The organism is Burkholderia sp. Bp8992, assembly GCF_003853705.1.
In the GTDB taxonomy this organism is placed as follows: Bacteria; Pseudomonadota; Gammaproteobacteria; order Burkholderiales; family Burkholderiaceae; genus Burkholderia.
The window spans coordinates 1-23,567 of the sequence record NZ_QTQI01000017.1 but is presented as its reverse complement, the minus strand read 5'-3'; the positions used below and the strand labels follow the sequence as shown (position 1 = coordinate 23,567).

General features: G+C 65.7%; 23 protein-coding genes and 1 tRNA gene. 15 read left to right on the top strand and 9 right to left on the bottom strand.

Translation table 11 applies throughout. The annotated features are described in order from the left end of the window. From DIE03_RS23490 to DIE03_RS23465, 6 genes are all read left to right on the top strand, one after another. A complete protein-coding gene (locus tag DIE03_RS23490) occupies positions 1 to 858 on the top strand; it encodes an ABC transporter permease (protein WP_124454528.1) in 858 nt (285 codons plus the stop codon). A gap of 88 nt (positions 859 to 946) precedes the next feature. Continuing rightward, positions 947 to 2,314 carry a sensor histidine kinase gene (locus DIE03_RS23485; RefSeq protein WP_124454762.1) on the top strand — a complete coding sequence of 456 codons (1,368 nt, stop codon included), beginning with the start codon at positions 947 to 949 and terminating at the stop codon, positions 2,312 to 2,314. Between the two features lie 13 nt (positions 2,315 to 2,327). Continuing rightward, positions 2,328 to 3,005: a response regulator gene (locus DIE03_RS23480; protein ID WP_034188218.1), complete on the top strand. Its 678-nt coding sequence runs from the start codon at positions 2,328 to 2,330 to the stop codon at positions 3,003 to 3,005. A gap of 281 nt (positions 3,006 to 3,286) precedes the next feature. After that, on the top strand, positions 3,287 to 4,417 hold the full coding sequence (locus tag DIE03_RS23475) for a porin (protein ID WP_124454525.1): 1,131 nt from the start codon (positions 3,287 to 3,289) through the stop codon (positions 4,415 to 4,417). Positions 4,418 to 4,718: 301 nt separating this feature from the next. Continuing rightward, entirely contained in the window at positions 4,719 to 6,737 is a 2,019-nt protein-coding gene (locus DIE03_RS23470; protein ID WP_124454523.1) for a site-specific DNA-methyltransferase, read from the top strand. Continuing rightward, complete coding sequence (locus tag DIE03_RS23465; RefSeq protein ID WP_124454521.1) at positions 6,737 to 9,763, top strand: type III restriction-modification system endonuclease; 3,027 nt, start codon at positions 6,737 to 6,739, stop codon at positions 9,761 to 9,763. The genes DIE03_RS23470 and DIE03_RS23465 overlap by 1 nt, the downstream gene beginning before the upstream one ends. A gap of 184 nt (positions 9,764 to 9,947) precedes the next feature. Here the strand turns inward: DIE03_RS23465 and DIE03_RS23460 are convergent, their stop codons facing one another. From DIE03_RS23460 to egtB, 5 genes are all read right to left on the bottom strand, one after another. After that, the gene (locus DIE03_RS23460; protein WP_124454519.1) at positions 9,948 to 10,322 is read right to left on the bottom strand and encodes a hypothetical protein; all 375 of its coding nucleotides are present in this window, start codon (positions 10,320 to 10,322) and stop codon (positions 9,948 to 9,950) included. Between the two features lie 187 nt (positions 10,323 to 10,509). Beyond that, positions 10,510 to 10,764, bottom strand: a complete 255-nt coding sequence (locus DIE03_RS23455; protein WP_124454518.1) for a hypothetical protein — start codon at positions 10,762 to 10,764, stop codon at positions 10,510 to 10,512. Positions 10,765 to 10,801: 37 nt separating this feature from the next. Beyond that, a complete protein-coding gene (locus tag DIE03_RS23450; RefSeq protein ID WP_124454516.1) occupies positions 10,802 to 11,107 on the bottom strand; it encodes a hypothetical protein in 306 nt (101 codons plus the stop codon). Between the two features lie 272 nt (positions 11,108 to 11,379). Beyond that, on the bottom strand, positions 11,380 to 12,393 hold the full coding sequence (egtD, locus tag DIE03_RS23445) for an L-histidine N(alpha)-methyltransferase (RefSeq protein ID WP_124454514.1): 1,014 nt from the start codon (positions 12,391 to 12,393) through the stop codon (positions 11,380 to 11,382). Continuing rightward, entirely contained in the window at positions 12,377 to 13,603 is a 1,227-nt protein-coding gene (egtB, locus tag DIE03_RS23440; RefSeq protein ID WP_124454512.1) for an ergothioneine biosynthesis protein EgtB, read from the bottom strand. The genes egtD and egtB overlap by 17 nt, the downstream gene beginning before the upstream one ends. A gap of 572 nt (positions 13,604 to 14,175) precedes the next feature. On the opposite strand from egtB, the gene DIE03_RS23435 reads away from it, so the two are divergent. Together DIE03_RS23435 and DIE03_RS23430 are read left to right on the top strand one after the other, a co-directional pair. Beyond that, the gene (locus DIE03_RS23435; RefSeq protein WP_124454511.1) at positions 14,176 to 14,652 is read left to right on the top strand and encodes a carboxymuconolactone decarboxylase family protein; all 477 of its coding nucleotides are present in this window, start codon (positions 14,176 to 14,178) and stop codon (positions 14,650 to 14,652) included. Next, entirely contained in the window at positions 14,652 to 15,533 is an 882-nt protein-coding gene (locus tag DIE03_RS23430) for a sigma-70 family RNA polymerase sigma factor (RefSeq protein WP_124454509.1), read from the top strand. The genes DIE03_RS23435 and DIE03_RS23430 overlap by 1 nt, the downstream gene beginning before the upstream one ends. A 94-nt stretch (positions 15,534 to 15,627) precedes the next feature. On the opposite strand, the gene DIE03_RS23425 is transcribed toward DIE03_RS23430, so the two are convergent. Beyond that, positions 15,628 to 16,143 carry a DUF2628 domain-containing protein gene (locus DIE03_RS23425; RefSeq protein ID WP_124454507.1) on the bottom strand — a complete coding sequence of 172 codons (516 nt, stop codon included), beginning with the start codon at positions 16,141 to 16,143 and terminating at the stop codon, positions 15,628 to 15,630. A 296-nt stretch (positions 16,144 to 16,439) separates the two neighbouring features. After that, positions 16,440 to 16,516: transfer RNA gene (locus DIE03_RS23420), tRNA-Val, on the bottom strand. A gap of 587 nt (positions 16,517 to 17,103) precedes the next feature. Between DIE03_RS23420 and DIE03_RS23415 the strand changes: the two genes are divergently transcribed. The 5 genes from DIE03_RS23415 to DIE03_RS23395 all read left to right on the top strand — a co-directional run bounded on the left by DIE03_RS23415 (position 17,104) and on the right by DIE03_RS23395 (position 19,250). Next, positions 17,104 to 17,364, top strand: coding sequence for a hypothetical protein (locus tag DIE03_RS23415; RefSeq protein WP_124454505.1), 261 nt, complete (start codon positions 17,104 to 17,106; stop codon positions 17,362 to 17,364). Between the two features lie 31 nt (positions 17,365 to 17,395). Further along, positions 17,396 to 17,725: a hypothetical protein gene (locus DIE03_RS23410; RefSeq protein WP_124454503.1), complete on the top strand. Its 330-nt coding sequence runs from the start codon at positions 17,396 to 17,398 to the stop codon at positions 17,723 to 17,725. Positions 17,726 to 17,800: 75 nt separating this feature from the next. Next, positions 17,801 to 18,166, top strand: a complete 366-nt coding sequence (locus DIE03_RS23405) for a hypothetical protein (protein WP_260434941.1) — start codon at positions 17,801 to 17,803, stop codon at positions 18,164 to 18,166. Positions 18,167 to 18,490: 324 nt separating this feature from the next. After that, the gene (locus tag DIE03_RS23400) at positions 18,491 to 18,814 is read left to right on the top strand and encodes a hypothetical protein (protein ID WP_124454501.1); all 324 of its coding nucleotides are present in this window, start codon (positions 18,491 to 18,493) and stop codon (positions 18,812 to 18,814) included. Positions 18,815 to 18,932: 118 nt separating this feature from the next. Then, positions 18,933 to 19,250 (top strand): hypothetical protein, encoded by a 318-nt coding sequence (locus DIE03_RS23395; RefSeq protein WP_124454499.1) that lies wholly within the window; start codon positions 18,933 to 18,935, stop codon positions 19,248 to 19,250. Between the two features lie 818 nt (positions 19,251 to 20,068). Here the strand turns inward: DIE03_RS23395 and DIE03_RS23390 are convergent. Next, positions 20,069 to 20,827: an anti-sigma factor gene (locus tag DIE03_RS23390; RefSeq protein ID WP_124454498.1), complete on the bottom strand. Its 759-nt coding sequence runs from the start codon at positions 20,825 to 20,827 to the stop codon at positions 20,069 to 20,071. After that, entirely contained in the window at positions 20,824 to 21,345 is a 522-nt protein-coding gene (locus DIE03_RS23385; protein WP_124454496.1) for a sigma-70 family RNA polymerase sigma factor, read from the bottom strand. The genes DIE03_RS23390 and DIE03_RS23385 overlap by 4 nt, the downstream gene beginning before the upstream one ends. A 158-nt stretch (positions 21,346 to 21,503) precedes the next feature. Between DIE03_RS23385 and DIE03_RS23380 the strand changes: the two genes are divergently transcribed. Both DIE03_RS23380 and DIE03_RS23375 read left to right on the top strand, forming a co-directional pair. After that, a complete protein-coding gene (locus DIE03_RS23380) occupies positions 21,504 to 22,592 on the top strand; it encodes a catalase family peroxidase (protein WP_124454494.1) in 1,089 nt (362 codons plus the stop codon). Then, positions 22,589 to 23,122, top strand: coding sequence for a cytochrome b (locus DIE03_RS23375; protein ID WP_124454492.1), 534 nt, complete (start codon positions 22,589 to 22,591; stop codon positions 23,120 to 23,122). The genes DIE03_RS23380 and DIE03_RS23375 overlap by 4 nt, the downstream gene beginning before the upstream one ends. Positions 23,123 to 23,567: the final 445 nt, after the last annotated feature.

The following is a 23,567-nucleotide window of genomic DNA, read 5'->3' as shown; positions in this document are numbered from 1 at the left end:
ATGACCGACATGACGCTTCCCCCCACCGCCATTCCGGCGACGACGCTCGAGGACGAGTCGCGCGCCGCTCAAACCCGGCTGCGCCGCCGCCGGCAACTGATCATCGGCCTGCGGATCGCCGTGCTCGTCGTCGCGCTCGGCGGCTGGGAACTCGCCGCGCGGCTCAAGTGGATCGACCCGTTCTTCTTCTCGCAGCCGACGCTGATCTTCGCGCAGCTCCAGGACTGGTTCGCGAACGGCACGTCGCAGGGCCCGCTGCTCACGCAGGTGTGGGTCACGCTCGAGGAAACCGGGATCGGTTTCGTGATCGGCTCGGTCGCCGGCGTGATCTGCGGGATCGTGCTCGGCCGCAACAAGCTGATGGCCGACGTGTTCGGCCTCTACATCCAGATCGCGAACTCGATCCCGCGCGTCGTGCTCGGCTCGATCTTCGTGATCGCGCTCGGCCTCGGGATGGCGTCGAAGATCGCGCTGGCCGTCGTGATGGTGTTCTTCGTCGTGTTCGGCAACGCGTTCCAGGGTGTGCGCGAAGCCGACCGCTACCTGATCGCGAACGCGCAGATCCTCGGCGCGTCGCGCCGGCAGATCACCACGTCCGTCGTGATCCCGTCCGCGCTGAGCTGGATTCTCGCCAGCCTGCACGTGAGCTTCGGCTTCGCGCTGGTCGGTGCGGTCGTCGGCGAATTCCTGGGTTCCAAACAGGGCATCGGGCTGCTAATCTCCACCGCCCAGGGTGCGTTCAACGCGAGCGGCGTGTTCGCGGCGATGATCGTGCTGGCCGTGGTCGCGCTGGCCGCCGACTACCTGCTGACCTGGCTCGAGAAGCGGCTGTTGAAGTGGCGGCCCGCGGCGTTCTGAACGCCGCCGGCGCACGCCTGACATGACACACCCGACCGCGCCGGCGACCCCGGCGCGGTTCGGCATTTCGGAGAAGGAGCGCAACGGGATGGCGCACAGCCTGCGCGGGCGGCTGCTGTGGTGGCTGCTGCTGCCGCTCGCGGTGTTCGTGCTGATCGCGGGCGCGATGTCGTACGACACCGCGCGGACCACGGCCGCGCTCGTGCAGGACAGCGCGCTCGTCGCGTCCGCTCGCACGATCGGCGAGGACGTCGAATGGCGCAACGGGCGGCCGGCGGCCGACGTGCCGCCGGCCGCGCTGGAGATCTTCGAGTCGCCGTCGGGCGATTCGGTGTTCTACAAGGTGATCGACGGCCACGGCCGCCTGCTCGCCGGCAATCCGGCGCTCGACCTGCCCGCGCGGCATGGCGTCGAGCCGACGCTGTACGACACGTCGCTCGACAACGTGCCGCTGCGCGCGGTGGCCTACGACCGCCAGCTGTACGACGAAGGACAGGTCGAAACCGTCACGGTGGTCGTCGCGAAGACGACGCGCTCGCACGGCGCGATGGTCGCAACGATCTGGCGGCCGCAACTCGTGCGCCTGTCGCTGATGCTGGTGCTCGCGGTGGTGCTCGTCTACCTCGGGCTCACCTTCGAGTTGCGCCCGCTGATGAAGCTGAAGGACGATGTGGCCGACCGCGGGCCGATGGAACTCGAGCCGATCCGCCCCGAGCGGCTGCAGCACGAACTGCGGCCGATCGTCGACGCGATCAACCAGTGCATCGCGCGGCTCAACACGCACACGGCCACGCAGCGCCGCTTCATCGCGGATGCCGCGCACCAGCTGCGCACGCCGATCGCGGTGCTCGACACGCAGATCCAGTATGCGCAGCGGCGCGGGCAGGACGATCCGGAACTTGCGACGGTGCTCGACAGCATGCAGCGCAGCAGCCGCAAGATGGCCGACGTGACCGACAAGCTGCTGCTGCTCGCGCATGCGGAAGCGACGCCGTCGACGCTGCTGACCCATCGCGTCGATCTTGCCGCCGTGGTGTCGAGCGTGCTGGAGGAGACGATCGTGCTCGCGCAGCGGCGCGACATCGACCTCGGCGCCGATCTCGGCGAGCGGCTCGACGTCGCGGGCAGCGACAGCCTGCTGACCGCGCTGGTGATGAACCTCGTCGACAACGCGGTGCGCTACACGCAGCCGGGCGGCTGCGTGACCGTCTGCGCGCGGCGCGACGGCGACGCGGTCGTGCTCGACGTGGTCGACAACGGCCCCGGCATCCCGGCCGAAGCGCGCCCGCACGTGTTCAAGCGGTTCTACCGCGTGTCGGCCGACACCGAAGGGTCGGGCCTCGGGCTGGCGATCGTCCGCGAGATCGCGCAGGCGCACGGCGGCAGCGCATCGCTCGCGCCGGGAGCCGGCAATCGCGGTATCGTCGTGACCGTGCGGTTGCCCGCTTTCGATTGAAGAGAACGCCGTCATGAAACTTTTGCTGGTCGAAGACAACGCCGAGCTCGCGCACTGGATCGTGAACCTGCTGCGCGGCGAGGATTTCGCGGTCGACTGCGTCGGCGACGGCGAACGCGCGGACACCGTGCTGAAGACCGAACGCTACGACGCCGTGCTGCTCGACATGCGCCTGCCCGGCATCAGCGGCAAGGAGGTGCTCGCCCGGTTGCGGCGCCGCAACGACAACGTGCCGGTGCTGATGCTGACCGCGCACGGTTCGGTCGACGACAAGGTCGACTGCTTCGGCGCGGGCGCCGACGACTACGTCGTGAAGCCGTTCGAATCGCGCGAACTGGTCGCGCGAATCCGCGCGCTGATCCGCCGGCAGGCCGGCGTCGGCACGACGCAGCTCGTGTGCGGCGACCTCGTCTATGCATTCGGCACGCGCGAATTCCGCTGCGGCGAAACGGTGCTCGCGCTGCGGCGCCGCGAGCATGCGATCCTCGAAACGCTGATGCTGCAGCAGAACAAGACGGTATCGAAGGCGCGGCTGATGGACAGCGTGTTCGCGCTCGACGACGAGCCGAGCGCCGACGCGATCGACATCTACATCCACCGGCTGCGCAAGCATCTCGCGGGCAGCACGGCCGAAATCATCACGCTGCGCGGGCTCGGTTACATCCTGCGCATGAAGAGCACGCAGGACTGACGGGTACGCCCCCGGCGCCGGGAACATCGATTCGTAGCACGAAAAGTCGTTCAGGCCAGCCGGATGCCCGGCAGGCTCGCTTGCGCACGCCTGCCCGATTCGTGATCGTTGCGCGTTCGGTGTTTTCACCGATCCGATTCTTGCGTCCGGGAAAGCGTCGTGAAGGATTGCACGCTCTACGATGCTATGCGTCGGCCCTCTCGCTGTGGCCGGCAAGAGTCGGCATACATTACGTACTGCAAACGACAAGATTTCAATGCGGCAGCTCGGAGGAGACGATCTTGAAACGAAAAACCCTTGCCCTTTCCATCGCGGCGGCTGGCCTGTGCGCCGGCACCCAGGCGCATGCGCAATCGAGCGTGCAGCTCTACGGCCTGATGGACCTGAGCTTTCCGACCTACCGGACCCACGCCGACGCGAACGGCAAACACGTGATCGGGATGGGCAACGAAGGCGAACCGTGGTTCAGCGGCAGCCGCTGGGGCCTGAAAGGTGCCGAAGACATCGGCGGCGGCACGAAGATCATCTTCCGCCTCGAAAGCGAATTCGTGGTCGCGAACGGCCAGATGGAAGATGAAGGCCAGATCTTCGACCGCGACGCGTGGGTGGGCGTCGAGGACGAGCGCTTCGGCAAGCTGACGGCCGGCTTCCAGAACACGATCGCGCGCGACGCATCGACGATCTACGGCGACGCGTACGGCACCGCGAGGCTGTCGACCGAGGAAGGCGGCTGGACCAACTCGAACAACTTCAAGCAGATGATCTTCTACGCGGCCGGCCCGACCGGCACGCGCTACAACAACGGCGTCGCGTGGAAGAAGCTGTTCAGCAACGGCATCTTCGCAAGCGCCGGCTACCAGTTCAGCAACTCGACCTCGTTCGCGACCGGCTCCGCGTATCAGGCCGCGCTCGGCTACAACGGCGGGCCGTTCAACGTGTCGGGCTTCTACAACCACGTGAACCACAACGGCTACCGGAACCAGACGTTCTCGGTCGGCGGCAACTACACGTTCGACATCGTGCGCCTGAATGCCGGCTACTTCCGCTACAACGGCGACCAGGGCGCGCTCGGCCAGCGTCACGACGATTCGTGGACGGTGTCGATGAAGATCGCGCCGAAGGGCGCGCTCGACTACGAGCTCGGCTACCAGCAGATGCGCATCAAGAACGCCGCGAACAACGCGGACGGCTTTACGCCGAATGCCAACCTCGGCGCGTTCAGCCTGACCAACGGCGTCGCCAACGGCTTCAAGGAGACGATCTACGGGTCGGTGTTCTATCACCTGAGCAAGCGCACCGAGGTGTACCTGGCCGGCGACTACATGAAGCTGCACGGCGGCTACACGGTGTCGTCGACGTTCGGCGCGAAGAACCAGCTCGAACTGACCTCGGGCATCCGTACGCGCTTCTGACCTCGGGGCGGTCAATCCGGGATTCTCCATGCGGGCACGCCGGCGCTTGGCGCCGACCGTGCCCTTTTTTTCGTCCTTTTTCGCCCTGCTCCCGGTGCCGCCGGCCGGCCCGTGCGACAACCGGCCCGACACCGCTTGCGGCCCGTCCGGCGGGCGATCGCGGCCGATGCACGCATGCGCGGCCCACATCGGCGCTTGACCTGCGCCGACCGACTCGCTAGCGTTTCGGGTTTGCCCGGGCGGCCATTGCCGCCGGTGCCGTGAGCGCGCCCGACGTCCTGGCGCGCGCGGCCGGGCTCCGATGGAAAAGACGATGCAGAAACTCGATGCGGCCAGCCCGCAGGCGATGTCGACGGATTTCACCGCCGACAACGTCGCGCGCCTGAAGGCGCTGTTCCCCGAACTCGTGACCGAAGGCCCGAACGGCGCGTCGGTCGACGTCGACGTGCTGAAGGCGCTGATCGGCGACCGCACGGTCGGCGACGCCGACGAGCGCTACGGCTTCCACTGGCACGGCAAGCGCAGCGCGCGCCAGGCTGCGCTCACGCCGTCGACGGGCACGCTGCGACCCTGCCCCGACGACAGCGTCGCGTGGGACGACACGCGCCATCTCGTGATCGAGGGCGACAACCTCGACGTGATGAAGCTGCTGCACAAGAGCTACGCCGGCAAGGTGAAGCTCGTCTACATCGACCCGCCGTACAACACCGGCAGCGATTTCGTCTATCCGGACGATTTCAGCGACAGCATCCGCCACTACCTGGCGATGACCGGGCAGACCCAGGGCGGCGTGAAGCGCAGCACCAACACCGAGGCGAACGGCCGGTTCCACACCGACTGGCTGAACATGATGTATCCGCGCCTGAAGCTCGCGCACGCGCTGCTGTCCGACGAAGGGCTGATCGCCGTGCACATCGACGAGCACGAAGTGCATGCGCTCGTGCTGATGCTGCGCGAGATCTTCGGCGAGGAGAACGAGCTGGGCGTGGCCGTGTGGGACAAGCGCAACCCGAAGGGCGACGCGCGCGGCGTCGCGTACCAGCACGAATCGCTGGTGCTGTTCGCGCGCAACGCCGAGACGCTGCTCGAACAGGCGCCGCTCAAGCGCCCGAAGCGCAATGCGCAGCGCATGCTCGACGCCGCGCACGACGCCGTGTACCGCAGCGGCAACGCGAAGGACGCGCAGAAGGCATACCGCGCATGGATGAAGGCGCAGACCAACCTGTCCGGCGGCGAGGTGATGTACGACCGGCTGTCGGAAGAAGGCCGCGTGTACCGCCTCGTGTCGATGGCCTGGCCGAACAAGAAGAAGGCGCCGGAAGAGTATTTCACGCCGCTGATCCACCCCGTCACCGGCAAGCCGTGCGCGATGCCGGCGCGCGGCTGGCGCAACCCGCCCGCGACGATGCAGGCGCTGATCGAGCGCGGCCAGATCGAATTCGGCGCGGATGAAACCACGCAGCCGCAGCGGATCTACTACCTCGACGAGAACATGTACGAGAACGTGCCGTCGGTGCTGCCGTTCGCCGGCTCCGACGACGCGCTGCTGAAGACGCTCGGCATTCCGTTCGACCTGCCGAAGCCGGTCGACTTCGCGGCGGCCGTGATCGGCTGGTGCACGCGCGGCGACGACATCGTGCTCGACTGCTTCGCGGGCTCCGGCTCGACCGGCCACGCGGTGATGCAGGTGAACGCGACCGACGGCGGCGCGCGGCGCTACATCCTCGTGCAGCTGCCCGAGGCGCTCGACCGCCGCGACAAGACGCAACTGGCGGCCGCCGATTTCTGCGCGAAGCTGAAAAAGCCGCTGACGCTCGCCGAAGTGACCAAGGAACGCCTGCGCCGTGCCGCGCAGCAGGTCGCACGCGACTATCCGGAAAGCTATGGCGACCTCGGTTTCCGCGTGTACCGGCTCGACACGACCAACGTGATCGAGTGGGACCCGCGCCGCGACGACTTCGACCACGCGCTGTTCGCATCCGTCGAGCACGTGAAGACCGGCCGCACCGAGGACGACCTGCTCGCCGAGCTGACGCTGAAGCTCGGCCTCGACCTGTGCACGCCGGTCGAGCATCACCAGGTGGCCGGCAAGACCGTGCACCTGATCGGCCGCTCGATCGTCGCGTGCTTCGATGCGCGCATTTCGCGCGACGACGCGGGCCCGCTCGCCGACGGCATCGTCGACCTGCTGGATGCGACCGGCGCGTCGCGCGACGTCACCTGCCTGTTCCGCGACAGCGGCTTCGTCGACGACGTCGCGAAGCTCAATCTCGCCGCGCTGCTCGAGCAGCACGGCGTGAAGCGCGTGCGGAGCCTGTGATGCGGCTGCATTTCGAAGCGGATCTCGACTACCAGCGCGAGGCGATCGACGCCGTCTGCGACCTGTTTCGCGGGCAGGAATCGTATCGCGGCGACTTCAGCGTGCTCGCGAACGCGGCGCCCGGCACGACGGCCGCCGCGCAAGGCTCGCTCGGCTTCGCGGTGTCGGAACAGGGCGTCGGCAACCGGCTGTCGCTGACCGACGACGCGCTCGCGCGCAATCTCGCCGACGTGCAGCTGCGCGGCGGGCTGCCGCCGTCCGGCCTGCCCGGCTCGCGCGACTTCACCGTCGAGATGGAGACCGGCACCGGCAAGACCTACGTGTACCTGCGCACGATCTTCGAGCTGAACCGCCGCTACGGCTTCACGAAGTTCGTGATCGTCGTGCCGTCGATCGCGATCAAGGAAGGCGTGCACAAGACGCTCGCGATCACCGAGGATCACTTCCGCGCGCTGTACGCGGGCGTGCCGTACGACTACTTCCTGTACGACTCCGCGAAGCTCGGCCAGGTGCGCCACTTCGCGGCGAGCGCGGCGATCCAGATCATGGTGATGACGGTTGCCGCGATCAACAAGAAGGAAATCAACAACCTCTACAAGGACAGCGAGAAGACCGGCGGCGAGAAGCCGATCGACCTGATCCGCGCCACGCGGCCGATCGTGATCGTCGACGAGCCGCAAAGCGTCGACGGCGGCCTCGAGGGCCGCGGGCGCGAAGCGCTCGCCGCGATGGCGCCGCTCTGCACGCTGCGCTATTCGGCCACGCACGTCGACCGTCACCACATGGTGTACCGGCTCGACGCGGTCGACGCGTACGAGCGCAAGCTCGTCAAGCAGATCGAGATCGCGTCGGCGATTGTCGAGGATGCGCACAACAAGCCGTACGTGCGGCTCGTCGGCGTGTCGAACCGGCGCGGCGCGATCAGCGCGCGCGTCGAGCTCGACGTCGCGACGGCGGCCGGCGTGAAGCGCCAGATCGTGACGGCCACCGATGGCGACGATCTCGAGCGCCTGACCAAGCGCGCGCTGTACGCGGGGCTGCGGATCGGCGAAGTGCATGCGGTGAAGGGTGCCGAGTACGTCGAGCTGCGTCATCCGGAAGGCGAGGCGTTCCTGTCGCTCGGCGAGGCGTTCGGCGACATCGACACGCTCGCCGTGCAGCGCGAGATGATCCGCCGCACGATCCGCGAGCATCTCGACAAGGAACTGCGCCTCGCCGAGCGCGGCGTGAAGGTGCTGTCGCTGTTCTTCGTCGATTCGGTCGAACGCTATCGCCGCTACGACGAGAACGGGATGCCCGTGAAGGGCGACTACGCGCTGATCTTCGAAGAGGAATATGCACGCGCGGCGCGCGTGCCGGCGTACCGTGCGCTGTTCGACGGCGTCGACGTCGCGCTCGAAGTCGGGCGAGCGCACAACGGCTACTTCTCGATCGACCGCAAGGGCGGCTGGACCGACACGAGCGAAAGCAGCGCGGCGGCCCGCGAGAACGCCGAGCGCGCGTACGGCCTGATCATGCGCGAGAAGGAAGCGCTGCTGTCGTTCGACACGCCGCTGAAGTTCATCTTCTCGCACTCGGCGCTGAAGGAAGGCTGGGACAACCCGAACGTATTCCAGATCTGCACGCTGCGCGACATCCAGACCGAGCGCGAGCGCCGCCAGACGCTCGGCCGTGGGCTGCGCCTCGCTGTCGACCAGGACGGCGAACGCGTGCGCGACCCGGGCGTGAACACGCTCACCGTGATCGCGACCGAACGCTACGAGTCGTTCGCGGAGAACCTGCAGAAGGAAATCGAGGCCGATACCGGCATCCGGTTCGGGATCGTCGAGGAACACCAGTTCGCGGCGCTGCCCGTGCAGGAAGACGACGGCCCCGCGCATGCGCTCGGCATCGAGCTGTCGCGCGTGCTGTGGAATCACCTGCACGAGCAAGGCTATGTCGACGCGCAGGGCAAGGTGCTCGACCGGCTGAAGGATGCGCTGCGCCAGAGCGCGCTGGTGCTGCCTGACGCGTTCGAGATGCTGCGTGCGCCGATCGTCGCGACGCTGCGCAAGCTGTCGGGCCGCTTCGCGGTGCGCAACGCCGACGAGCGCCGCGCGATCGCGTTGCGGCGCGATGCGTCGGGCAAGGCCGTCGTGTTCGGCGACGATTTCCGCGCGTTGTGGGATCGCATCCGGCATCGCACCGTGTACAGCGTCGAGTTCGACAACGCGAAGCTCGTGCGCGACTGCACGGCCGCGCTGCACGACGCGCCGGACATCGCGCGTGCGCGGCTGCAGTGGCGCAAGGCCGAGATCGACATCGGCAAGGCCGGCATCGAGGCGATCGAGGTGGCCGGTGCCGGCACCGTGCTGCTCGACGAAGGCGAGCTGCCGCTGCCCGACCTGCTCACCGAGCTGCAGGACCGCACGCAGCTCACGCGCCGTTCGCTCGCGACGATCCTGGCCGACAGCGGCCGGCTCGACGACTTCCGCGTGAATCCGCAGCAGTTCATCGCGGTCGCGGCCGATGCGATCAACCGCTGCAAGCGCCACGCGCTGGTCGCGGGCATCGCGTACCGCAAGCTCGGCGAGCGCCACGTGCATGCGCTCGAATCGTTCGAGAGCGAAGCGCTGACCGGTTACCTGCGCAACCTGCGGCCCGATGCACAGAAGTCGATCCACGAAGCGGTCGTGTGCGAGACCGACGCGGAGCGCGCGTTCGCCGATGCGCTCGAAGCGCACGACGGCGTGAAGCTGTACGCGAAGCTGCCCGCGTGGTTCCGCGTGCAGACGCCGCTCGGCAGCTACCACCCGGACTGGGCCGTGCTCGCGGAACAGGACGGCGACGAGCGGCTGTACTTCGTCGTCGATACGCCGAACACGGACGGCCCCGTGCCGAGCGAGCACGAGCGTGCGAAGCTCGCATGCGGCGAAGCGCATTTCCGTGCGCTGGTGGACGGCGACGGCGCCGCGCGCTTCGTGCGCGTCAGGCAGGCCGATGCGTTGTTCGAGCCGCCGGTGCCGCTGGCGGGCACCGGGCGGTGATACGAAGGGCGGCGATGAGCCGCCCTTTTTTCTGCGTCGATCGATCGTGCCGCGGATCTCAGCGACGCGGTTACGGCTGGTTGCAAATCGGGTCGGCACGACGTTTCCGCGCGACGGCGGCGTTGCGTTTCCGCCATGAAAAAAGGGCGCCGAAGCGCCCTTTCATCGCATGCGTGCGCCGTGCTTACAGCGTGCGGCCGAATGCGTTGTGATGCGAACGATGCGTGGACGTCGACGCATGCGCGGTGTGGCCATGCGCATGCCCTTGCGTGTGGCCGTGACCCGGCTGCACGCCGGCGCGATCGGCGATCGTATCGGAGCGGTCGGCCGCGCGCGACAGGCCCTTGTCGCGGTCGCCCGCGTGCATGCCGTTCGAGTTGCTCAGTGCCTGGCCGCTCATGTGGCCGCCGGACATGCCGCCCGCGTTGCCGCCCAAGCCGCCTGCGCCGTGACCGCCGCCGTTGCCACCGCCATTGCCGCCGGCCGCCGCGTAGGCGGACACCGAGCCGAGCGCGAGCAGCGCGGCCGTCAATACGGACAGGTATCGTTGCTGTTTCATCTTGTGCTCCCTTGAGCGCGTTCGTATGACTGCATTCTATGAACGCGCGAAATTCGCGCCACACGACGTTGTAAATGATCGTAACGATGCGCGCAGCGCGCATTCGTCGGATCAATGCGGCTCGTGCAAGAACGGGGAACGAAGCAGGCGGTGGCGGCGCTTCGGCGCCGCCCCGGTGATGAAGTGCTTACTGCGCCGGCTGCATGCCCTGCGCGGCGGCCTTGTGCTGCGCGGCCTGCTCCTGCGCCTGCTTCTTCGCCATGTGATGGCCGACGATACAGCCGCCGACCGCCCCGACGACCGCGTGGTGCCCCGCATAGTGGCCGGCGACCCCGCCGACCACCGCACCCTTCATGCAGCCCGCCGCGTGCGCGCTGCCGATCGTTGCGAACGCAACGACCGTGGCGGCGGCGCACAGCCTGATGTACCGAGTGGGCATCATGTTGTCACTCTCCTCTCGTGGTGATCAGCCGGGCCGCTCAATCCCAGCGGCCGCCGCGCCAGCCGCCGCGGTCGCGCCACTCGTGCTCGCGCCATTCACGGCGGCGCCACTCGTGTTCGCGCCATTCGCGCCGACGCCAGTCGTCGTCACGCCAGCCGTCATCGCGATAGCCGACCGGCGCGTACATGACGGGCGGCGGCGGCGCGACGTAGACCGGTGCGGGCGCCGCGTAGACGCCCGGCACGCCGATGCCGACCGACAGGTCGACGTGAGCCGACGCGACGCCCGAGGCTGCCAGCGCCGCTACACCGAGAACTGCACCGAGAATAAGTTTCTTGCTCATCTCGCGACTCCCTGCACGTGTCGTGCTTCATGTGAATACGGTTCGAAGTCTAGGCACCGGACACAGACACAGGTGAAACGGGTATGCGAGACAGGTAACGGACGTTTACGGATGCCCGCAAAGCCTTGCCGGACAAGGGAGAGGCCGCACTCGAAACACCGTTGCAGCGGTGCATCGGGCCGGTAAAACGGGCGTTTCGATGGCAATCGCCGGCGTGCGCGGGAGGTGAACCGCCCGCACCGTGCGGTGCGAACGGTTCGCAACAGCGGTCGTTACGCGCGGATATCGTCGACGCTGCGCAGCCAGTGCACGCTGAACAGGTTGTCCGAGTCGGTCCACACGGTGTCGGGCTCGAAACCTGCGCGGCGCGCGATCGCATGGAAGCCGTCGATCGTGAACTTGTGCGAGTTCTCCGTGTGGATGTGCTCGCCGGCTTCGAAGCGGAATGCGTGGCCGCGCACGTGCACCGTCTGCGCGACGTCGCTGACGAGGTGCATCTCGATGCGCTGCCGCTCGCGGTCGTAGAACGCGCAATGCGAGAACGCGTCGACATCGAAATCCGCACCGAGCTCCGCGTTCGCGTGCACCAGCAGGTTCAGGTTGAACTGCGCGGTCACGCCCTGCGCATCGTTGTACGCGTGATGCAGCGTGCGCTCGTCCTTCACGAGATCGGCGCCGACCAGCAGGCCGCCGCCGCGCAGCAGCCGTGCGGCGTCGCGCAGGAACGTGTCGGCTTCTTCCGGCGAGAAATTGCCGATCGTCGAGCCGGGAAAGAAGCCGATGCGCCGCCGCGGCGTCTCGGTCAGCACGGCCATCTGCTCGGCCTTCGTGTAGTCGGCCGCGAGCGGCGCGACGTCGAGCCACGGATAGGCCGACCGCAGCCGCGCGGCGGCAACTTGCAGGTAGTCGGCCGAGATGTCGACCGGCACGTAGCGCGCCGGCGCGTTCGCATAGTTGCCCGCGAACGCGTCGAGCAGCACGCGGATCTTCTCGAGCGAGCCCGCGCCGAATTCGACGAGTTCCGCATGCGGGCCGACGCGCTGCACGATCTCGGCGGCGCGATCGCGCAGGATGCCGAGCTCGGTGCGCGTCGGGTAGTACTCGGGCAGTTCGCAGATGCGGTCGAACAGTTCGGAGCCGGCCGCATCGTAGAAGTATTTCGGCGGAATGCTGCGCGGCATGCGCGACAGTCCGTCGATCAGGTCGCGCGCGAACGCGCTCGGCCGCGAATCGCGGGCGGGTTGCTGGCCACCGCTCGTGGCCGTCTGCTCAGACGTCTCGCGCAAGTCGCACTCCCGTGAATTGCCAGCGTGCCGCCGGCGGAAAGAAATTTCGGTACGTCGGCCGTTCGTGCCCGGGCGGCGTCGCGATGCTGCTGCCGCGCAGGACCTGCTGGCCGACCATGAACTTGCCGTTGTATTCGGCTGCTACCCCGGCGAGCGGCCGAAAGCCCGGATACGGCTCGTAGGACGAACGCGTCCACTGCCAGACGTGCCCGAGCATCTGCTGGATGCCTTCAGCAGGGAACGCGGTCTCCCATTCGAATTCGGTCGGCAGCCGCGCACCGGCCCATTCCGCATACGCGGCCGCTTCGTAGAAGCTCACGTGGCACACCGGCGCATCGGGCGCGAGCGGCTCGACGCCGTGCAGGCCGAACGTGCGCCGCACGCGCGTGCCGGCCGCATCGTCGTCGTCGGGCATCCAGTACGCGGGCCCTTGCCACCCTTCCCGCTGCACCGTCGCCCAGCCGTCCGACAGCCAGAACTCGGGCCGTACATAGCCGCCGTCGGCGACGAACGTCGCGAATTCCGCGTTCGTCACGAGGCGGCTCGCGATCTCGTACGGCCGCACGAGCGCCGTGTGGCGCGGCCGTTCGTTGTCGAACGAGAACGCGTCGCCGTCATGGCCGATCTCGACCAGCCCGCCCGGCTGATGCAGCCAGCGCAATGGCCCGGCGTCACCCGCGGCGAGCGCGCGTTCCGCGTCGGCGCCGTCGCGCGGCCGGAACGCCGGCTTCAGCGGGTTGCACGAGAACGCGTGCAGCATGTCGGTGACGATCAGCTCCTGGTGCTGCTGCTCGTGATGCAGGCCGAGCACGAGCTCGGGCGCGATCGCGTCGAGCAGCGCCGCATCGGCGCCGGCCAGCGCGCGCAGCATCGCGTCGTCGACGTATTGCCGGTACGCGTGCACCTCGTCGAGCGACGGACGTGTGAGCAGCCCGCGCTGCGGCCGCGGATGGCGCGGGCCGAGCGCTTCGTAATAGGAATTGAAGAGGAACTGGAAGGCGTCGTCGAACGGCGCGTAGCCGGGCACGCGGCGCATCAGCACGACGGTTTCGAAGAACCAGGTCGTATGCGCGAGGTGCCATTTCGTCGGACTCGCGTCGGGCATCGACTGCACGGCCTGGTCTTCGGCGGACAGCGTCGCGGTCAGTGCGACGCTATGGGTGCGCACGTCCTGGTAACGGCGCTGAAGCTGTGATGCAAGAAGGCTCATCGGTTTACCGTCCACGTCGCGATTCGCTGCGTTGCGTTGCCGGAAAAGGGAAAGCCTTGCGCTCGGATGCGCGCGGCTGACGTGCGACCTGCTGCTGCTGCGTCGTCGGGCAGCCGGCGCGCGCGCCGGGCCGCAGGTGCGGCGTCACTTCATCTGCCCGTGCAGAACAGTATGGGCCAGAAATGTGAACGTCGCGCATCGGATTTCCGGTGAAACGAACGCGAAAGAAAAATGAAAGCATTCGCCGCATGCCAGCCGCCGGCGTGACATCCGGCCCGTCCCCGCCATGGCGGGGGCTCTGCGAAGAGAACAATACGCATGCCTGCACCTGCGCGCTACTGACGTCCGGTGACAGCCGCGCGGCGCGCATGAAAGGTAGCGGGCGTGCACGGTTTCGTCGGAGGAACGGCGTCGTGCAGCCGATTCGCCTGCTGTCCGCGTGCGGGCGCCGCGACCTTCGGCGCCCTGCTCTTTGCTTGCTTCTCCGGCTGCAAAAATTTTTTGTGTCGATGTCACACGCGCGGGGGCTCGCTCGTCATATCACCGGAACCCACACGAAAGGAGAAGGAACCATGACTGCGAAACTGAATCCGTTTGCCGCCGCCCCCGCGCTGATGAAGAACTGGATGACCGTATCGGTCGCCGTTGCCGGCAGCCTCGAGCCGACGTTGATCGAGCTGGTCAAGATCCGCGCATCGCAGATCAACGCGTGCGCGAACTGCATTAACATGCACACCGCCGAGGCACGCGAGCAAGGCGAGACCGAGCGGCGCATCTACCTGCTGTCCGCGTGGCGCGAGGCGCCCTGCTACACCGACCGCGAACGCGCGGCGCTCGGCTGGACCGAAGCGCTCACGCGGCTGTCGGAGGGCCACGCGGCGCACGAAGCGGCCTACGCGGCGCTGAACGACCACTTCAGCCAGGAGGAACAGGTGAAACTCACGCTGATGATCAACGTGATCAACGGCTGGAACCGGCTCGCCGTCGGCTTCGGGCTGTGGATCGAGCCGGCCGACGCGAAGGCCGCCGCCGCGAAGATGGTGGCCTGATGACGAACCTCGACCCGGCCAAGGGCAACACCGAAGCACGGGCCGACGCGGCGGCGAGCTTCGATCCGCTGCGTCGCACGCTGATCCGCGTCGCGTACCGGATGCTCGGTTCCGTCGCGGATGCCGAGGACATGGTGCAGGACGCGTTCATCCGCTGGATGGACGTCGACCGCACCGAGGTGCGCGTGCCCGAGGCGTTCCTGCGCCGCATGGTGATGCGCATGTGCCTCGACCAGCTGAAGTCTGCACGGCACCAGCGCGAGACCTATATCGGCCCCTGGCTGCCCGAGCCGATCGTCGAGGAAGATGAACAGGAAGACGTTACGCTGCCGCTGCTGCTCGCGCTTGAACGGCTCTCGCCGCTCGAACGCGCGGCGTTCCTGCTGCACGACGTGTTCGGCCTCGAGTTCGACGAAGTGGCCACGACGATCCAGCGCGATGCGGCCGCGTGCCGGCAGCTCGCCGCGCGGGCACGTACGCACGTGCGCGAGGCGCGGCCGCGGTTTCATGTCGAGAAGCAGCGCGGAATCGAGTTGGCCGAGGCGTTTTTCGCGGCGTCACGCAGCGGCGACATGCGCACGCTCGGCGCGATGCTCGCCGAGGATGTGAGCCTGCATTCCGACGGCGGCGGCAAGCGCACGGCCGCAGGCAAGCCGGTGTTCGGCTTCGAGCCGGTGATGAAGGTGCACGAGTACCTGGCCGGGCTGTTCGCGACGCATGCGTCGAAACTCGTGCGGGCCGGGTTCATCAACGGGCTGCCGGGCTTCGTCACGCTGGAAGCCGATGGCGAGCTGCAGACCACCGCGCTCGAGATCGACGACGGGAAGATCGTCGCGATCTATGTCGTGCGGAATCCTGACAAGTTGAAGCATCTGCATTGAAGGTGGCGCGAGCCTGCACCGCATGCCATGCGGATGCATGGCGACGGCGCCGTCCGCCCTCTTCTTTCTGCTTCGCTGATCGCGGCGACCGTGATCAGTACATCGCGCCTCCGGCGTTGCCGATCATGTACAGCAGTACGCCGAGCAGCGGCGTCGCGACGGCGAAGCCGGCCGCCGCCAGCCAGTTCGTGCCGCCTTGCGCCTCGAGCAGCGCGAGAAGCGATTCGCGAGACGTCGCGCTCGGGCGGAGTTTTTCGATCCCGCGTTCGACGTGCCGCTTGTAGAGGCTGTTCCCGCACCAGCCGAGCGAGACCGCGATCCCGATGGTGACCGGGTCGACCGTGCTCGATTCGAAGTATGTGGGGAAAAACAGCAACTCGACCAGCGTGATGCCGAGCGTGGCACCCAGCACGGCGGCCGCCTGCCAGTACATGCATCGGTATGCCAGCCAGACCGGGCCGAGGAAGCACGCAGCCCAATTCCACGACAGCCGGTTCTTGCGCGATTCGGCGATCGCCCATTTGTGCTCGAACCAGGCGGCTTTCTTGCCGACGTAAGCGGCGATTTCGTCGTTGCTTGCGGACGGTGCGGCGGTCGTGACCTCGGACATGATCGTGTGCTCTCGGCGTTGTTGTTTTGATGCGGTGAAGATCGAGCGACGGTCGGAACAGCCGCGTCGATGCGCACACGATTCTACGCGCCGTGCAGCGGCAGTTGTGTGATGGAACGGATTGTCGGAGACGATGCGATACCGGGCCGTGTATCGCACAACGCATCGGGGCTTCACGCGTTGTTTCGGACCGGAAAAGAAAAACGCCACGCGATGTTGCCGCGTGGCGTTTGTATGTTGGCGAGCCGCATTGCCTGTAGGCAAGTTGTGCTGCCAGACCCCTTCATTTTGTTCGTTGGTAGGCTCGATTGGATTCGAACCAACGACCCCCACCATGTCAAGGTGGTGCTCTAACCAACTGAGCTACGAGCCTAAGAAGCCGCGAATTATAGAGAGGGTTTTGGAGGAGCACAAGCCCCTTCGTGAAAATTTTTTGAATCGACGCGTGTGGATGCTGACGATCGATGGTGCGTGGCGATGCCGGGAGCGTTGGCTTCACCTGTTCGCATCACAGCAAAACGCGTCGATGCGCTGTGGTGTTATCCACATTCCCCTCTGGATAACCGTCCTGCAAGCCTCTGGATTCACAGTGGAACGATTGAGGATATGTCGGCGACGCTGCGAATCGACGAAAAGTTGTTCTGTGCTGCGCGGCACTGTTCACGTGCCACACCCATGGTTATGCATCCCGCTTCGCGCTGAAAATTCAGTGCGTTACGGAGGTTATCCACTGTGGGGCACAGCGCTTGTTAACTATCACTACGTATATATACGAACCCTGTTAACACCTTTGGATAAGCACAGTCCGTCGACTGTGATCCGCCCGGGATATGCACTGCGTGCGGCGAGCAGAGGAACGAATCAGGAGGCTGTGAAGCGCTTGGGGGATAGGTGAGCCGTCATGTCTGTAGAATCGCGGGCATCCAGGATGCAAAGGCCCTGCGAACGGGCTCACGGCACATGACCGATTCTTCGTTGACCCGGCTCGACGCGCTCGATATCGACACAGTCGTACATCGGATGCAGCAAGATCCAGGCGACATCGTGTTCGAGCAGCGCGTGTCGATACCGGAAGCCGAGGTCCTGTGTTGCCGCTACAAGGGCGAGCGATTCAACGTGAAGTTCGATCTCGACTACGGCGTGTGTGTCGAGCGTGTCGGGAAACTCTCCGACGAAGACATCGCGGAAATCGTTAGATGGCTCGCGAAGGAGGCAGGGTGATCACAGCGGAAGACACTGGACGATGCGATCGATGAACGCACCCGTTGATGAGTTGCTGGTGACGGAGATTGCCGGCCACGTTGCGGTTGTCGTCACGGACGTGGTGGCTGTGGCCGATGGACTGATCCGGTTGGGTTTCGCTCGGCATTCCGATCGTTGGGAACGTGCTATCGCAGACGACAACGACCGGCAGGCGCTCGTAGCCGCGCTCATCGATCTCGATGCGTTGTTTTCCGCGGGCCGCGACTGGAGTCCGCAGGCACTCGTCGAGTATTACCGGGAGATCGGTGTCGTTCGAGGCGCGTACCGTTCGGTTGCATGGAGCGGGCCGGCACAATACGTCATCGAACGGCATGACTGAATCAATCGATGACGGCGAGCGACACGGGTACCGCCCGCAACCGGAACTGGTAATGGGACCGATCATGTGCCATCGATGAAGCATATCGCCCCGCTTCTTCTATTGACGATTCCAGTACTTGCCATGAGTAAAACAATTTTTGGTGATGCGGACAACGATCACGTCACCCTCAATACTGCAACAACCATCGGGCTGCGCTCGGCCTATGCCGACTTCGAAAAGAGCGAGCAGGACATCAATAATTTCGAAGTGTCCATCTACGAACGAAAGGCATCCAACGGCGAAGGTGTCGATGGAAAGGACGTCATTGGCGTATCGTTTACCGCAAAGCTCATCCCGGGAATGAAGGGCCTCGGCAACGCAAACCGGCTCGGGAAATCGATCAACTACGTCATCTCGCCAGAGAACGGAGAGATCCTTGCGATCTATCTGGCGAGGTAGTCGATCACGCAATCGGCTTTATGCGGCCGACGAGTGGCGGGAACCAGCGGAGTGCGTTTCTCGCTGCCGCGTTGGAGGATGCGCAGGCGGCAGAGCCGAACGAGGCCAGCAAGTGGGCTTCCGCTGCAGAAGCAGCCGGAAGCGCACCCGGTCATCAGCTTGCCTGTCGAATCGACGATCGCCTGCGGCGTTCTGGTCGCGAGTCGAGTTGAGCGAAGGTCGGCCAGTAGCACAAAGAGGGGCGGGCGTGGTTCGACATGGCTTTTCTTCGCCATCGATACGAGTTGTATTCGCGAGACCCGGTGTGAGAACAACGGAGGCTTCATGCCGTTAGTGCATTGCTCGTATCACGGATACTGCGGCGGCGAGCTTGTTACGCAAGCCGTGCGCCATCTCATCAATGATCGTCAGAACTGGAGGGGCGATGGTGGCGTCGTGCCTTTGACGCTTGTTCGCGACGAGATCGAATATCCAGGTTTCATGCTCGAATCGGAGAGAGGGAATATCGTCGATTTGGGCGGGACGTACGAGGCTGGTGATGTTTATCGCTTCAGCGACGACGAATCGATGGAGGCGGCGATCGGTTTATTGACAACGACCTGCAGTGCTTGCCTTCGTGAATTTAGGGCGCTGTCCGAGACGGGATAAGTGATGCCAGCGCGCGACATGTGCTCGCGCGGCGCAGATACCCAGCAACAACCAAGCACCTGCGCGCTCTTTGACCGGTACGTTCGCCGGATCTGGGGCCGATATTTTCAAGAGCACGATGATCAAATTGAATTTTGGCAGGGTCCATCGCTGTTCCGTCCAGCTCAATACCGCGACGCTGCTCGGCCTGAAGGCCGCCTATGAAGACTTTGCGAAGACCGGACAGGACCTGCGCAACTTCGAGATCTACATCGAGGACAAAGGTGCCGCGAGGGCCGATCCCAAGCCGGAGGATCACGTCATCGGGATTACGTTCATGGCGAAACTGATTCCCGGCATGCGGGGGCTCGGCAACGCAAACCGGCTCGGGAAGTCGATCCATTACGTAGTTTCGCCGGAGACGGGCGAGATTCTAGGGACTTATTTGACCAAGTGACTTCGGAGACGGTGGAGGTGATCGGCCTTCGCATGTGGATAACCAAGGCACAAAACGATGCGAAACGCTGTGAAGGCAGAAGGTGAGCGCGCAGCCGGATCGCAGGCCAGGCGTGGATTCCGATGAATTCTGACCGTGAAGAGCCGAACCGAATGCGCGAGCGCACAACTGGATGGAGACGGCTGACTCGACGACGTGGACGCATGCGGAATGTGCGTCGTGTCTCGTACGCTTGTCGGCGGCCCGTATGTGGACAACTCACACACCCGACCAGTCGAATTGCTGTGCATCGAACCGGTGAGCGCCTTGCATTCGGCTACGCGAATCGGCCAGAACGCCTTTTCTGACAAGGCTTTGCCGAAATAGAGCGGGTGATATGGAGAGTGCTCGCGCGATCCGCCGTGATTGAATGCCTTGTGGATATCGAGAAGCCAAGACACTCGAAATCCTGTGCAGTCAACGGGTGAGGGTAAGCGAATTCGGTGCGGATGTTCGCGTTATCTCACGGGGGTGTGGATATCGCGCGCCGAAACAACCCGAAACGCTGTGCCGACCCAAGGTGATCGAACCGACCGATGTCCGTATGCAGCACCACTATGATCGATGTGGACATCCTGCTCCGCAGCGACTCGAAACCCTGTGATTCTAAAGGTGAGGGTACCGAACACGCTCCACCGATGTGGAAAACCAGCCGGCAAAGTCAGTCGGAACGCTGTGCAATCGACCGATGAGCGCAAGCGTACTCAAGTCCGCCGAGTCATACCGCATAAGGCCCTGCCGGCCACCACCGACCTCCAGCCGGGCGCGCATCGTATCACTCAAGTCTGCTGATCGAGCGCCTGCACGACCGCCTTTTCCCCAAGACTCCCCGCCGGCCCGACCACCGCATAATTGAGCCCGTTCACCGATCCATACCGCGCGAGCAACGCGCCATCCACGCGTTGCCCGTTCGGCAGCAGCCGATGTTTCGATTCCGCCGGCCGGAGATAGAAGCTCAGCGTTCGCCCCGCATCATCCTCATAGAGCACCATCGCAGCAGTAGCGCCGCTGTCGGTTGTGAACAACCGCCCACCGACCGGCCTGAACCCCGCCGCGCTCAAATCCGGCAGCTTCGCCGATGCGCCGACGCCTTTGGTGAGCCATCCCTGCAAATCGCCCGCACCGGTCGGCCGGTAATCGACCTTGGCCGTCCGATCGACCACCATCATCTGGTAAGCCTTGACCGCATCGCTCATCGGCGCGATCGGCGGCGCCGCGTTCCACCCGCGCGCCTGCCATCCGCCGAACGTCCCCAACCCGACGCAGAACACGAACGAGGCCGCCATCGCGAACCGCATCCGCGAGCGCTCCGCCCGCCGGCCGCGAATCGCCGCCGGATCGAGCGCGGGGTTATCGGCCGGCATCCGCACGCTCTCCAGCGCTGCCCGCAACCGCTGCGCGTCCTGCTGCCATTGCTTCACCTGTTCCGCGCGCGCCGGATGCAGCGCGAGATAGCGATCGACCGCGGCACGCGCATCGTCGTCGAGCTGGCCGTCGACATAGGCCTGAAGGTCATGTTCGTTCGGAGGCGTGTTCATTTCTTCATCAATCGCAAAGAAGGAGCGGGAAGCTCGCCATCACTGAGCTGGCGCAGCGCCTGGCGCGCGCGGGAGAGTCGCGACATCACGGTGCCGATCGGCACTTCGAGCAGGTCGGCGACTTCCTGATAGGTGAAGCCCTCGACCGCGACGAGCAGCAGCAGGCTGCGCTGCTCGTCCGAGAGCCGGCCGAACGCTTCGAGCGTCGCGCGCGCCGTGAATTCGCGTTCGGCGGACGGCCAGTGCGCTTCGTCGTCGTCACGAATGCGGCCGAGCAGCCACGAATAGCGCTTCGCGCTGCGTTTCCCGTCGAGAAACTGCCGGTACAGGATCGTGAAGAGCCAGCTGCGCAGCGACGCGTCGTCGCGACGGCTCGTCCAGCGCGACAGTGCGCGCTCGAGCGTCGACTGGACGAGATCGTCGGCCGCGTGGACGTCGCGCGCCAGCCAGAGCGCGAAGCGTCGCAGCCTGGGGATGAGTTCGCGCAATGCGTCGTCGTCGAGGGCGGTGGAGGGCATGGCCGGGCCGGTTGCCGAAAGGGTCGTGGATGCCGCGTAGGACGCCGGACGGCATCGATTATTCCCTCCAGCATACGAAAAAATTTTCTGTGGAATAAAGCGACGCGGGCGGCGTCCTACGCGCGTTCGACAATGATCTGATGATCGGGAGCGCATTCATGAAGCAACCTTCTTCTTCTTCGCCGCAGCGCGAGCCTGGGCGCGGGTGGTGGCGCTGGGCCGTGATCGGCGGCGCGGTGGCCGGCATGGCCGTCGCGTTTGGTTATGCGGGCGGCTGGCTGGCGCCGGCACGTCTGACCCCGCACCGGCTCGTCGACGCGCTGCAGACCAACAGCGGCGTCCATCCCGGCTTCCGGCGCAATCATGCGAAGGGCGTGTGCGTGACCGGTTACTTCGAAGGCAACGGCGCCGCGAGCGCGTATTCGGTCGCGCCGTTCTTCAAGGCGGTACGCACGCCGGTGGTCGGGCGCTTCGCGTTGCCGGGCGGGAATCCTTATGCGCCGGACAGCAGCGTGCCGATCCGCAGCCTCGCACTGAGGCTCACCGCGCCGGACGGCCAGCAATGGCGAACCGGGATGAACGCGATGCCGGTGTTTCCGGTGGCGACGCCGCAGGCGTTCTACCAGCAGACGCTGGCGACGCGGCCCGATCCGAAGACGGGCAAGCCCGATCCTGCGAAGGTGAAGGCGTTCTTTGGCGCGCACCCTGAGGCGGGCGCGTTCCTGCAATGGGTGAAGGGTGCGAAGCCGAGCGCGAGCTACGTCACCGAAAGCTATTACGGGTTGAACGCGTTCTACTTCGTCGACGAGGCCGGCAAGCGCCAGGCCGTGCGGTGGCGCGTCGTGCCGGAGCAGACGGCCGGCGCCGGCGATGTCGCGACGGCCGGGGATCCGAACGTGCTGCAGCAGGACGTGACGCAGCGCATCGCGGCCGGGGCGCAGAAGTGGAAGCTGCTGGTCACGCTGGCGGAGCCTGGCGATCCGGTGGACGACGCGACGAAGGTCTGGCCCGCGCAGCGGACGACGATCGACGCGGGCACGCTCGTGCTCGACCGCGTGGAGGCGCAGGACAGCGGGCCGTGCCGCGACGTGAACTACGACCCGACGGTGCTGCCGCAGGGGATTCAGGTGTCGGGCGATCCGTTGCTGGCGGCGCGGTCGGCCGCGTATGCGGATTCGTATTTGCGGCGCACGAGTGAAGAGGCCGGGGTGGCCGGCGTGGCGCGAGTGAGTGGGGAGGGACGATGATGAAGGCTTCGACGACGTTCAGTTTGCCGGCGCGGGTGCTGCACTGGGTGATGGCCGCGATGATCCTCGCGATGCTGTTCATCGGGGTGGGGATGGTGGCGTCCGTTTCCGGGCGGCACGAGATCCTGGTGGCGATTCACAAGCCGCTGGGCGTGGCCGTGCTGGTGCTGGTGTGCGTGCGGATCGTGGTGCGGGTGCTGTCGAAGCCGCCGGCATTGCCCGAGGATCTGCCGTGGTGGCAGCGGGTTGCCGCGCATGGCTCGCATCTGGTGCTGTACGCGCTGATGGTTGCGATGCCGCTGATCGGCTGGGCGATGCTGTCAGCCGGCGGGTATCCGGTGACGCTGGGCGGTGGCGTGCAGCTGCCGGCGATCGTTTCGGCTGATCCGGTGACGTTCGCCTGGCTCAGGGTCGCGCATCGCGTGCTGGCTTATCTGTTCTTCCTGACGTTCCTCGCGCACTTTGCGGCGGCGCTGTATCACGGGCTGATTCGGCGGGACGGCGTGGTGAGGGCGATGGTGGGGCGGTAATCGACGGAAGGTTGCGTTCGATGCGGCGGGGCTGTTCACGGGCGACCGAGGCTGCGCCTGCCGTGTCGCCTATATATGAGCACTGGGAAGTGCTCGGCGGCCCCCGCCATAGCATGTCAAAAATATTTCACAAAAGGGGTTGCGGAGACCGGGGCGGATGCATAGAATCACGCCTCTTTCGCGCTAACGGAAACGCAGCGCGGGGGAAGAAGAGGGAAGCGGTGCTGTTGAAGTCGGTTTTATCGATTCCAGTGCACACGAAATTAAACCGCAGTCGTCGCAACGAAGTAGTTAAAAAAGTTGTTGACGAGTTTCAAAAAACGGTTGATAATCTCGCTTCTCTGCTGCTGAAAACGCAGCGCTGCTGGGAAACACGGAGTTTCTCGCAGAAATGCTCTTTAAAAATTAACAGCCGATAAGTGTGGGCGCTTGATGGAAGCGAGCT